The sequence below is a fragment of the Paenibacillus agaridevorans genome (assembly GCF_003112455.1).
In the GTDB taxonomy this organism is placed as follows: domain Bacteria; phylum Bacillota; class Bacilli; order Paenibacillales; family Paenibacillaceae; genus Pristimantibacillus; species Pristimantibacillus agaridevorans.
The window spans coordinates 71,300-83,722 of sequence record NZ_BDQX01000054.1 but is presented as its reverse complement, the minus strand read 5'-3'; the positions used below and the strand labels follow the sequence as shown (position 1 = coordinate 83,722).

The window sequence follows — 12,423 nt, the reverse complement described above, 5'->3', positions numbered from 1 at the left end:
CAGCCATTCCGCCGCCTCGGCCGCGACTTCGTTCCACTTCGGCAGCTCATCCTTAGAAGCAGCCGGCGCCGGATGCGACGGTTCCGCTCCCTTTACGCTGCCGGCGATTCCATCTACGGCAAGCTCAGCCGGATATATATGCGAGGCCAGACTGCGGGCTGTCTGCGAAGCCGTCTCATGTAACGCCATCTGTGCCGTGCACAGCATGATGGGCAGCACGAAAGCCATCAATAAAAAGATCAGAAGCGGCAGCACGATCGCCGCTTCGACAACGATGGAGCCATGAGTTCTGCCTCTCAATTCGAGAAGCAGCTTCAAAATCTTCGCCTGTTCAGTACGACCAACCCACCGTCTCGGAGCTTTCGAAGCGACCATCGTTCACCCTCCCCCTCAACAAACCAAGCCTGCCAATCAGCTTCGTTGCTCCGGGGAGAAACCAAAGCTTTATAGAGATCGACGCTTCGCCTGTAACGCCTGACGGTACCTGCGCTAGCACCAGATCGCTGTTTTGCTCGATGACGGCGATCATTCGGGACAGCCTCTCCTCCTCCTTGCCTCCATGCAGAAGAGCAAACAATCGCAAATAATCCAGATAGCCGAGCTCTACCTTCGCATATTTCGATAATGGCGCGCTTCCTTTGCGGGCGAAGCTCAGCATATCCTCCGCCGTCTTCTCCAACCCATAGAGTATGGCCCCGGACAATATTAACAGCGGGTGCCCCAGATTTTTGCTGACGATCAAGCCTTCCATCGTACGAACAGCCAGTCTGACGCCGAATAGCTCTCCATATGCGGCAATCAGATTGCCTATAGGATCATGGAATCCATACAGCCAATATTCCAACTCTTGATTATGGAAGGAGGCTGCTTCCGCGACCCCTTCGATATCCCCATTCTCTATTAGATCCAGCAGCTGTTGGGGGGCAAAGTGGCTGAACCTGTCCGAAGCGTATTCCCCGTAGTAGAACATATCGCGGCTCTTCGCCAGCATGTCAGACATCCCTGCAAACAATCCTTCCATTTGCCCTGTCGAGCGCTCCACCGCTTGATTCGCATCCTTGGCTTGCGACCATCCGGTTCCGGCGTTATCCCCATCCTCTTGCTGCTTCTGATTAAAGAGCAGACTGTCTTCGTAACGCGACTTCACCGATTGGAACAACTCCCGATGCTCCGGCAAATCCCGCATGCTGGCCAGACCGTTCAACAGCCTGCCTGCATTCTGCCAAGCTGCAGCGGTCTTGGCTTCCGTTTCCTTCAGTTGCTTCTTCATATCCGCATCCGCAAGCTCCGTCTTCCGTTTCGCCAATAACGAAGCTTGTCCGGCATAGACCGATTCATAGTGCTGAACGGCCAACTGTATCTCAGTCACGCCATCATTCAGCAGCCTTGTCGCTGCGGCAGATCCCGGTGAAGCCATCGCAATGGACAACCTGGACAGCAGTTGCTCGACCTCGCTTACGATTCCCTTGCCGCTCGTCTCTTGATCACCCAGCTCCTGCCGGTACGAACTCCACCAGCCTTCATTCCGTATGAGCTTATCGCCGCTGCTGCGTACCTCCTCCAGCTCGGAAGCGGCCGTCCCTGCGTCTGGGTATGGCTCTGCGCCGGGCACATCCTTCCCGCGAACTCCGTCATACCCGCTTGGAGGAACAGTACGGCTATTTATGCGGATCATCTCGTCGTTGACGGCCTTCGCCTGCTCCAGCTGTCGTCGCGCACGGGATAACAGCTCCGCGTGTTTTTGCTCCAATGCCGCGCTTGCCGAGCGAATCTGCCCAGCCAACGAAGCAGCCTCTTTCTCGAATGAGGCGATCTCGTTCCCATTCTCCGGCTCATCTGCTCCGCCATCCTGTCCAACCTGCCGGGCGTAAGCGGCAAATCGCTCCAGCAGCGACTGGACCGTTCCGTTATGGACGGAGTTACTGCCTAGCTTCAAAGCAGCCTTTCCGGCAGGCACAAGCGGTAGAGCCTCGCTTTCCGCTACGATGTCCGCCGCCTGCTCCTGCAGCAGCAGTACATCTTCCAGCAGTTTTTCTCGCTTCTCGTACAGCTTGCGCAGCTCGTCGAGCGTATGGAACGTCTCGCCGCTCTGCCGCAGCGAATCTCCCAGCGGAACAAGCTTGGCTACAACTTCCAGCGTCATATCGACTGGCGCCTTATATTTCATCTCTTCCAGCACTTGTCTTGCGAATACGTCATGATCTCCCAGCACATGCGACGTATGAAGCTTGGCATCCTCGAGCCGAGTACGGACCAGGCCAAAACCTCCAGCAGCCGCCTCCTCTCCGCGACTGCCTTCGAGAACCTCCCGGAATATTTCCTCGCCTTCGCTGCCGCCACGTCCGAACAGTCCATATCGTTCGTATAACCAGGAATCGTATGCCGACAAAACGGAACGGACGCCTGTTCTGGCCGCGTTCTCGGACGTAAGCCCCATTGCCGCAATTCGCGCATAATCGATCAAAGTGCCGAAGAACAACAACAGCGATGATAGAACAATAACGGCAAATATCGTGATCGTGCCATCTTCCCCGTTAATCAAATATCGCCATATCGTATGCCGCATACCCGCTCCCATCCTCCAACCGATTCCTATTCTCTCAAGGCTGGCTGCCTCCCCCATAGGATGACAGCACTTTCCCTGCCTGTTTCTTCGAAGTCGCCTTGCCTGCTGACGAGCCAGAAAACTTTTTCGCATAATAACGCGCCAAATCGACATGACGCACGAAATCGACAGGAGCCGTAATCAGAGCTTTCGATTGTCCCGTCGGATCAACAAATTCGCCTTTGCCCCATGAACGAAATACGTCGGAACCGATCGGCTTCTCCAACTTCGTACGCACCAGCCTGAACAGTCCGTCGTTGACCCGCGTCACCTCGCCCGAATACGAAAGCCCTGCTGCAGTAATCCAATCCGAAGCCAGGTCCAGCTTGGTTACGGCCAGGGAACTCCCTGCTCCCTCCGTTCGCCCGGATGGCAACGACACGGATGCCGTCTCCGAATTACCGATCAATCCGAACAGGCTCCCCGTTACGCCATCGCTTCCAAGCTCGGTATATAACCCGTCATAGGCTGCCTCCGTCAATATCCCCGATCTCGGATCCCGATGACTGTTGTCCCAAGCGAAGGCAGCCCGTTCCGACGTAACGGCGGCCGTATAACTCACAATGACATTCTGGTAGACGAACATGCTCATAAAGAGGAATAGGAAAATCAGAATGAACAGCATGGGAAACACCATCGCCGACTCCAAACTGAAGCTTCCCTCCTCAGTTCGCCATAGCCTGTTAATTCTCGAAGATGCGATTGGCTTCATCGTCCGCTTTGCCCATCAGGTTCTCGATCAGCTCGATAATCCAGTCCTTGAACAACAGTGCGATAATAATGACAACGGCTATAATCAATATGATCTCGAGCGTACCCAGCCCCTGATCATTCCTCCAGAACGATCTCCATCCCGCTGTCAGCTTTTTCATTTGATCTCATCCCTCTCTTATCTTGATTAAATGTTGAACAACCCCTATTTCGATCTCAGGACATGAGTAGAAACGCAGGCGCAGCGACCACCACCATCATAATGAACAGGATGCCGACCAGGGGAAATACCAGCTTCGACGAAGCCTCCTCGCCGCTTGTACGCGCCGCAGCCTTACGTTTCTCCCATAACGAATACGAGAATTCTTTCAGCGCCAGCACGAAGCGATCGCCTCCTCTGCGGTAATTCAGCAGGATAACCGTCGTAAATATGGCAACCTCCTGAACGCCGCAGCTTCTGCCCAGCCTTTCGATCGCTATGCCGAACGACTGCCCGTTTTGGAGCGAGAGGACGGCATGTCGCCATTCCTTATGCAGCGGACTGTCCCCGTATCCAGGCCCGCCATCCAGGCATTTCGCGAATGCACCCTGCACAGTCTCCCCCGCGCCGACGAGCAGCGTCAGCTTGGCCAGCATATCCGGAAGCGCCGCTATGATGGCGCGCCTCCTGCGCTCTACTTCGCGATCCGCTTCCACAAATCGACGCAGCACCAGTACAATAGCCACGACAGCTCCCATCATGGACATAACCGGTTCGCCCGTGAACCCTGCCAGGATCAAACTTGCCGTCAAAGCTCCATATGCCTGTCCAAGCGACTGCGCCGCCGCTGATCTTGTCTGCTCTACCGACCACGATGCGCCCTTCAGCACGATCAGCTGGCGATGGAGCGTCTCGACGCGGAGACTCGCCACCTCGAGACGCTCCGCCTCTGCAAGAACACGAAGGAAGGGTCTTGCCAGCAGGACCTCCTGCCACCCCCCGGAGGGATTTCTTCTCATTCGGATCGCTCTCAAAAGTTCCTTTATCGCCGCCGTACCGATCAGATATAACCATATCGCGACCATACCTGTCGCTGATGCTGCCAGCATGCCATCCACTCCTTACATTTCGATAGACATAATACGATGTATAAGCCAGAAGCATCCGCCTAATAGCAGCAACGCAATCGTTAGGAGAACATACCCGAAGCCGCTGTACAGCGGGGCCATATAGTCTGGAGCAGCCCATCCCAGAAAACCGAGAAAAACAAAAGGAACCGCCATCATGATCCGCGCCTCGAAACGCTTCTGAGCCAGCAGCACGGCAATATCTCCGTCGACGCTCATCTTCTCGCCAATCATCGACGACGTTCGTCTCATAACCTCCAGCAGATCGCCGCCAGATCGTTTGCATGCGGTCAGCGTATCGCCGAACATCGTTATTTCGTCGATGCCGGCACGCCTCGCGAAGTCTCGGACAGCTTCGTCAAGCGGAATCGATTGATCCAACAGATGGCCGATTACTCGCAGCTCTCTCAAAATATCCGCTTTCGGTTCGGAATAAAGCAGACTTAAATCCTCCCATGCAGAACGAAACGCATTCTCTGCCGAACGTCCCGCGGCGAGCGATGACGTTAAGGAAAAAAGCAGCTCCTTGAATTGCATCTTCAGCCGTTCTCTTCGCCTGCGAAGCAAGACGCCGCGCCGCCATTTTGGAGCCGCAGCTCCAGCCAAAGCTCCTATCAGGGATACAAATACGGAATGATAGAACAAATATAAAGCGACGAACAACATCGCCGAACCTCCAAGGACGGACGTTACTACCTCCCTTCTGTTCATCTCGTATTCCGTATAATCCGTCATAATCGTCCTTCCACCGTGTTGATTCCATTCTCGTTCGCGCGCGCTGGCGTCCCTCCATCCGCACCAGCTCATGATCTTATTAACTAGATTCCAGAGTTTGCTTCTCGCCGATATAGTCAGATCAGACCCGCCTCCTTCCCTGCGGCCCTGAGCTTATTCGTCCTCGCAAGCGGTACTTCCGTCCGCAACAAATGTCCGGCAGATGCGCCTTCCTCAAGCTCCCCTCTTACGAATAGTGGGTTTAATGTAATTCTGCCCTCCTCGACGCCACCCATCTCGCAAATTTCCATCACGCGGCGTCTGCGGTCTCTGCCGCGGCTTAGATGAATGACGATGTCAATCGCGGAAGCGATTTGCCCCCGAATGACGGGCAGAGGCAGCTCGGCGGCGCCAAGAACCATCGTCTCCAGGCGTCCCATCATATCCAGCGCGCTGTTTCCGTGACCGGTGGAGATAGAACCCTCATGCCCGGTGTTGAGTGCCTGCAGCATATCGATGGCCTCCTCGCCGCGAACCTCGCCTACAATGATTCGGTTCGGCCTCATGCGCAGCGATGCGCGTATTAGCTCCCTAATCGTGACGCTTCCTTTCCCTTCCGTATTCGAATTTTTTGTCTCCAGCGAAACCAGATTAGGCACCGAAGCGATCTGCAGCTCGGCGGAATCCTCGATCGTGATGATCCGCTCCTCGCTCGGAATATGTTGCGACAAGGCGTTAAGGAATGTGGTCTTGCCCGTGCCGGTGCCTCCGCTAATAAAGATGTTGTATTTGGCCTCTACCAGCTCTTGCAGGAAAAAAGCCGCTTCCGTCGTAAGAGACTCCTTTTCAACCAGCTCCTTCATGCTCATGGGGCGTTCCGGGAACTTTCGGATCGTCACACATGGACCGCTGAGCGAGACTGGCGGCAGCACGACATGAACACGCGAGCCGTCGGGCAGCCTTGCGTCTACTATGGGCGAGGATTCGTTTACGATCCGATTGACCCCTGCCACGATACGCTGAATGAGATCCTGCAGCCTCTCCTCGCTTTCGAAGCTCTCCCGCAGCTTCGTCATCTCCCCTTGCCGCTCTACGAAAATATCCTTATGGCCATTGATCATGATTTCGTTGACGAGCGGATCCTCCATCAGCGGCTGCAGCAGATCAAGTCCGCGAAAGGAATGGTAGAGCCGCTTGACCAGCTTGACCTTGTCAGCCGCGGAAAGGAATCGGCTCTCAGGCCACTCAAATACGACGCATTCGGTTTTGCGAAGCAATTCTTCATCCGTAATGGAAGCGGTGAAGTCGATCGATGCTCTAATACGGCTGCGCAGCTCCGCAATACTTTCATCCGGCGGCACGTCTGCGATCTCCCTCTGACATCAATCGTTTTACCAACAGACTGGCTACGGCCAGATAAGACGAGGATGCAAGAGGCGAGCATCCCTGTGAGCGCCATTCCGGCACCTCTGGCAGCCATGCGGGAGATTCCTTAGGCAGTCCTGTCATCCCCCCGAACGCGCCGGCTTCTACTGCTCGCGAGCCCCCATTGCATACGAGAAGACATCTCTTCCACAGGTCTCCGCAACGTCCCTCTGAATCTTGCCGGATGTAGGACATGGCCTGCCGCTGCTTGTCGATGACAGAACGATCATTCCTTACGACTTCGTAGACGAGATCGACCTTCCGCAACAACGAAACTTGCGCTTCCGACCATCCGGCATCCATATCCAGAACAAGCAAATCATAGCCTCCGCTCGATGTTATTGCCGCAGCAAGCCCGACATAATCCTCGCCGCCAAGCGTCAACCTGTCCTCCGGGTTCCCGAAACCAGGCATATAATCGCACTTCAGCACGGCGTTGTACCTGCGAGAGCTCTCCAACTGTTCGCGAGTCACGGCATTGCCCGACTTTACAAGATAAAGAAGATCGGACAGACCCGCGCCAGCTTCCTCTCGTCTGCCGTCTCCAAACCAGACCCGTGTGGTGTCCCAGCATTCCAGATTGACATAACAGGAACGCATGCCAGCTGCTCCGGCCGCAGCCGCAAGATGGAGCGCAACCGTCGTCTTGCCAACGCCGCCTGCTGCCGAATGCACGGCTACGACAAGCGTTCGCTCCGTTCCCGCCAAGCCCCTCAAGCCATTAGCAGCCAGACTAACTGAACGCTCTATTCCTACACCGTCGATACATATTCTCTCCAGTGCATTCATCAACTGCGGAAGCGCTTGGTAACGATACAGTTCCAGTTCTCCTTCGCCAGAAGCAGGTCGATCGCTCAGCAAAACAACCGGCACGCCTTGCGCTGCACGACGCAACTCATCCGCGAACTCCCGCTCCGCGACGATAATGTCGATACTGAAGCCCTGCTTCATATACTGCTTGCACGAGTTAACGCTCGTGAATGCCGTTATCTGCCATCTCGCCGCATAGACGCTCCCTCTAATGTAGTCAGCGAGCCTTCTGAGATACTCCTTCTCCTTGACCGCAACGGCCAATTGCAGCTTGTTCATCCCATCCTCTCCTCTTCTCCAGCGCTATCACCGCCAAAACTCCGCTGCTACACAAAAAACACCGCAATGCATGCAGCCTATTGCTGCAACATTGCGGTGCTTCCGCTGGTGGTATTGAACTTTGATTAAAAATCTACCATATACTAGTGTGATTCGTCAACTATTTTCATTTTAAAATTAGGATCAATGAAAATAGAGGTTGATCTCTCTTTCCGCGTTATCTTCGCTATCGGAGCCATGGATAATATTGCTGGCCACATCAATAGCGTAATCTCCGCGGATCGTGCCCGGCAGCGCATCGGAAGGATTGGTGGCGCCGATAAGCGACCGCGCGTTTTTAACCGCGTCCTTCCCTTCGAGCACCATCGCGAATACGGGACCGGATGTAATGAAATCTACCAGCTCATCAAAAAATACTTTTGAGCGCAGATGATCGTAATGCTCCTCGGCCACCATACGATCCAGTTGCATCAGCTTCGCCGCGGCCAGTTTGAACCCTTTCTCCTCGAATCTCGAAACAATATGACCCGTCAATCCACGGGCAACTCCATCCGGCTTTACCATCACAAATGTTCGATCCATTGCTACCCCTCCATCTTTATTCATAGGTATTGACATTTATTTCGCAAGCCATTCATAAATAATGCCGGCCGTCTCTTCGATGGCTCTGTTCGTCACATCGATGATCGGGCAATCCAGCGACTCCATAACGCCTGCCGCATAATCCAGTTCCTCCCGAATCCGATCCGGCGAGGCATATTGCGCCGTGGACGGCAAGCCCAGCGCCTTAAGCCGCTCTGAGCGAATATGCAGCAGATGATCCGGCTGCATGGTTAGCCCCACAATGATTCTCCCCGGCCCCTGTCTCAGCTCTTCCGGCGGCGTCACTTCAGGCATCAGGGGCAGATTTGCCACTTTAATGCCTTTGTGCGACAGAAATACGCTGAGCGGCGTCTTCGAGGTACGCGACACTCCGATGAGAATAACCTGCGCTTGCGTCAGACCGAATACGTCCTTGCCGTCATCGTATTTGACTGCAAATTCAATGGCTTCCATCCGCTTATGATATTCTGCGTCGATCGAGTGGAGCAGCCCGGGCTGCCTGCGCGGAAGATCGTTGAAGGTGTCGACATACGCCTGCATCATAGGGCCCATGACATCGACCGCGCGGATGCCCAGCTTGACCGCTTCCTCCCTCATCAGCTCCCGCAGCTCCGGCTGCACGAGCGTGTAGCTGATAAAGCCGCCCGTCAGCGATGCTTCCGCAATAATACGCAATATTTCGTCTTCCGTGCGAATATGTCCGTAACGTTTTATTTTGACTTGGTCGGTCGAGAATTGTCTAAGCGTCGCCTTGGCAACAGCTTCCGCCGTCTCCCCCACCGCGTCCGAGCAGACATAGATGTATGGTTGCTTCATAAACCAGGCTCCCCCAATTCCTGAGATGTCGCGTGTTCCGCCATCAAGCGAATAATATTCGATTTGGACACCCAGCCCGTAACGACGGGCTGCCCTGCGCCATCATCCGATTCGACGGTAACAGGCAGGCAGTCCACTTGATGAAGCGACATTTTGCGAATGGCGTCGAGCACAGAATCGTCCGGTGACAGCGTCACGATATTAGGATAACGCGTCATGACCATGCTGACGGGAATAGAGGCCGCACCGGCATTGCCGAGCGTGATCTTTAGCAGATCCTTGGGGGTAATTATGCCCGCAAACCGCTTGTTCTCCGTAACAACGAGAAGCGTGTCCGCATTCTCCGTGAACAACATAATGACGGCATCGTGAACGGATAACGTATCCGGAATGTTTACCGGCACCCCTTGCACGTCCTTCACCTTCATCGAGTTGAATCTCGGCAACGGCTCTCCGGCCGTCCTTAATGTATTTCCGAGGAAATAACCAACCTTGGGCTTCGCGTCCAGCATGCCCAGCATGACAAGCAGCGACAAGTCCGATCGAAGCGTCGGCCGGCTTACGCCCAAATATTCCGCAAGCTGCTCGCCTGTAACGGGCGAATGTTTTTTGACGAGATCCAGAAGCTCCAACTGTCTGGAAGTAAGCTGAATCGTTCTCCCCTTCTTCCTTATTATGAGTCATATTAACTATATTTGTGTCTTAATTAACTTGGATTAATATATCATATATTCCTTTACCGCACAATACGAGGAACAAAATCACCTGAAGGTGATACAAAAACCCAAAAAACGTCCGGTCATTCGCCGCCTAATGGACATAAATGACGTTATTCTTCGATTTTTTAAGGTATTCGAAAATCTAACAGACATGCAGAGGCTGTCTATTCATTGTGCAAAGGTGAAATTGCTGGCAAGTTCCGGTAAGAAATGAACGGGAGCAACTGCAACGGAAATGAAAGACGTTATTTCGGCAAAAAGCGGCACTTCGCAAATCTAATGGAACTGACAGCCCTTATGAAGGGCAAAAGCTCGTGATTTGCCTGGATTTCTCACGAATAACGTCGCAGAGTTCCGTTTAGATTTTAATATCACGCCAAACGATCTTTAGATTGGGGAGAGGTCGAAAATCGGGCAACTAGCGTCGATGGTGTCTGGGAGTATTGGTCAAACTCATTTCAATCGGAGAATGACAGGTCAAGTATGGAGTTTGCTTTCCTATGGTTGAAACACAAAAAACGCCCCCGGCTCCGCTCTCGATCGAGCAGCTCCAGAGGCGTAAACGTCCAGCCTTATGCAAATTCAACTAACGTAATGTCTAAGCTTATCTTCAATATATAACGCCACTTGCGTTTCATCGATTCTGTTCTATTAACCGCATCACATGTCCCTGGAACTGTTCCGGCTCCACCGCATGATTATATATGCCGAGGAATGCCGCGGTCGCATCGGGATTGGCAGCGATCAGCCCGTTCACATAATGCTCCTCCGGCGTAAACGGCACGTTTTTGGTGAATTGGCACGCCATACGGAAGCGGGACATCATGGCCTCCTCCGTCTGCTTCTGGTAAGCTTCCGACATGGCGTCCCAATGACCTTCCCAGCGGCCCTCATACCTATTTAGCACACCCGCCAAAAAGCGCGCGCTGAGCATGGCATCCGGCATCCCTTGCCCAACGGCGGGATCCTTAAAGGAGAGCGCATCTCCGACAAGCGCCCATCCTTCTCCCATGCCTCGATGCCAGTCATTGTCATAACCCAGCAGCCCCTTCACGTGTCCGTGAAGCGATGCTTTAGGAAGCCTGCCCCCTATCGCGGTGCTCTGGAAGCTGTCGAGAACGATTTCGCTCATCGCTTCCCCGGGCGCTTGCCTAAATCGTGACATCCAGTATTCGTCGGCAAGCGGGAACATGATCCCCACCACATGCAGACCGTCGCCGGTCGGGAACACGATCCCCAGCTTGTCGCCGACCTTGTACAGCTCGGTGTGTATTTCGCCTTCCTGCCGATAGTTCTCGTAATAGCCGATGTATGAAGCGAAATCGGTGGGCACGGAGATCAGCGTCTCGGCTCCTGCCAGCTTTCTTACCGCGGAGTTGCGGCCGTCGGCTCCGACTACCAGCTTGGCGGGAAACTTCATGCGCTCTCCTGCGCGAGTAACTCCTTCCACGCCGGCAACCGCGCCGCCTTCCCACAGAAGCCCCGTCACTCGGAAACCCTCCAGCGTGGATACTCGCGGCAAGTTCGAAGCATGGCGGAACAACACATCGTCCAGTACCGTCCTTCTGATACAAAGACAGTCGTGACGTCCCTTCACCTCCGGGAACTGGCCGTCGATAACGGCATCATCGAACTGAATGACAGCTCGGCTGTAGGTCGGCGTGCCCGATGCGAGCAACGAATCCAGCACCCCCATCTCCTCCAGCATCGCCATGCCGTGCGTCAGAAAATTATGCGTGGACAACGTATCGCTCGGAAACGTCGCCTTGTCGAGCAACAGGACGCTATAACCTGACTTGGACAGCTCATAAGCGAGCGTGGAGCCCGCTACTCGGGCCCCCGCAATAATGACATCGTATGCTTGCATGATATCGCTCTCCTTCTGATCAGGATGGATCAATGACAATCAGCGTGGCGGACCGCTTTGGCAGCTTCAGAGTCAGTACGCCTTCTCCGCCGATCACAATATCTCCCGTTTTGCCGAGCCGCCGAGAAGCGCTGAAGGAATAGATTTCGCCCTGAGCTCCTGTGCTGATGCCGGTATTCAGCTCGATATCTCTCGACAAGGTGTCTTTGTTAAACAGCAGCATATAGGTTTTGCCTTCCTCCCCTTCAATCGTGTACGCGCCTACGGCATCGTACAAAGAAGAGCCTGTCTTTACGCTGCTGCCTTGAATGGAGGAGCCTTTGCCGTCGTAGTCCAAATACAGCTTGAACGCATCTTCGATCGGCGTGCCTGCGCGGAAGTTGCCAAATCGCGTAGCCAGATCAACGCCTTCCCTGCCGAAGATGGCAAGCGCCTCTGCCTGTGCGAGACCGGCCGTGATGCCCACTCCATTGCCGAAGTTGTATTCCGTAATCGCCAGCTTCAAGTCCGGCATGCTTCCCGCAATAATCTCCTTCATCCGCGGTATAAGGCGAACGGGCTGCTGGATCCAGGATTGATCCACGAAATTATCGTCGTACAGCGTCTTTAGCGCCTGGAAGCGCCGTTTGGCCGCAAGAGGGCTTTCGTCCTCGGAAGGCACGGCCTGCTCCTGCGAATAGTAGTGAATGTCGAGATAATCGATCAATCTTGTCCCTGTATCCGCTTCGTGCTGCTTAACCTGATCGAGATACCACTCCAGGAACGGC

Annotated in this window: 13 protein-coding genes; all 13 read right to left on the bottom strand. The window is 54.3% G+C overall.

The window, feature by feature from the left end:
* Positions 1–375 (bottom strand): TadE/TadG family type IV pilus assembly protein (locus PAT3040_RS06270; RefSeq protein WP_146200372.1); only part of this gene is annotated, 375 nt, incomplete at its 3' end.
* The gene (locus PAT3040_RS06265) at positions 332–2,566 is read right to left on the bottom strand and encodes a TadE/TadG family type IV pilus assembly protein (RefSeq protein WP_108991921.1); all 2,235 of its coding nucleotides are present in this window, start codon (positions 2,564–2,566) and stop codon (positions 332–334) included. The genes PAT3040_RS06270 and PAT3040_RS06265, both read right to left, overlap by 44 nt.
* Positions 2,567–2,600: 34 nt before the next feature.
* A complete protein-coding gene (locus PAT3040_RS06260) occupies positions 2,601–3,254 on the bottom strand; it encodes a hypothetical protein (protein ID WP_108991920.1) in 654 nt (217 codons plus the stop codon).
* 34 nt (positions 3,255–3,288) lie between these two features.
* Entirely contained in the window at positions 3,289–3,477 is a 189-nt protein-coding gene (locus PAT3040_RS06255; RefSeq protein WP_087570841.1) for a Flp1 family type IVb pilin, read from the bottom strand.
* Between the two features lie 55 nt (positions 3,478–3,532).
* Positions 3,533–4,405 (bottom strand): type II secretion system F family protein, encoded by an 873-nt coding sequence (locus PAT3040_RS06250; protein ID WP_108991919.1) that lies wholly within the window; start codon positions 4,403–4,405, stop codon positions 3,533–3,535.
* Between the two features lie 12 nt (positions 4,406–4,417).
* Positions 4,418–5,158 (bottom strand): type II secretion system F family protein, encoded by a 741-nt coding sequence (locus tag PAT3040_RS06245; protein ID WP_108991918.1) that lies wholly within the window; start codon positions 5,156–5,158, stop codon positions 4,418–4,420.
* Positions 5,159–5,274: 116 nt separating this feature from the next.
* Positions 5,275–6,498, bottom strand: a complete 1,224-nt coding sequence (locus PAT3040_RS06240) for a TadA family conjugal transfer-associated ATPase (protein WP_108991917.1) — start codon at positions 6,496–6,498, stop codon at positions 5,275–5,277.
* Entirely contained in the window at positions 6,485–7,651 is a 1,167-nt protein-coding gene (locus PAT3040_RS06235) for a P-loop NTPase family protein (RefSeq protein ID WP_108991916.1), read from the bottom strand. Before PAT3040_RS06235 ends, PAT3040_RS06240 begins: the two co-directional genes overlap by 14 nt.
* A 183-nt stretch (positions 7,652–7,834) precedes the next feature.
* The gene (gene ndk, locus PAT3040_RS06230; RefSeq protein WP_108991915.1) at positions 7,835–8,233 is read right to left on the bottom strand and encodes a nucleoside-diphosphate kinase; all 399 of its coding nucleotides are present in this window, start codon (positions 8,231–8,233) and stop codon (positions 7,835–7,837) included.
* Between the two features lie 36 nt (positions 8,234–8,269).
* The gene (locus tag PAT3040_RS06225) at positions 8,270–9,070 is read right to left on the bottom strand and encodes a pyruvate, water dikinase regulatory protein (RefSeq protein WP_108991914.1); all 801 of its coding nucleotides are present in this window, start codon (positions 9,068–9,070) and stop codon (positions 8,270–8,272) included.
* Entirely contained in the window at positions 9,067–9,702 is a 636-nt protein-coding gene (locus PAT3040_RS06220; RefSeq protein ID WP_087570847.1) for a helix-turn-helix transcriptional regulator, read from the bottom strand. The genes PAT3040_RS06225 and PAT3040_RS06220 overlap by 4 nt, the downstream gene beginning before the upstream one ends.
* A 721-nt stretch (positions 9,703–10,423) precedes the next feature.
* Positions 10,424–11,656 (bottom strand): NAD(P)/FAD-dependent oxidoreductase, encoded by a 1,233-nt coding sequence (locus tag PAT3040_RS06215; RefSeq protein WP_108991913.1) that lies wholly within the window; start codon positions 11,654–11,656, stop codon positions 10,424–10,426.
* A 19-nt stretch (positions 11,657–11,675) separates the two neighbouring features.
* Positions 11,676–12,423: glycoside hydrolase family 44 protein (locus tag PAT3040_RS36800; protein WP_219930238.1), on the bottom strand; the 748-nt coding region annotated here is incomplete at its 5' end.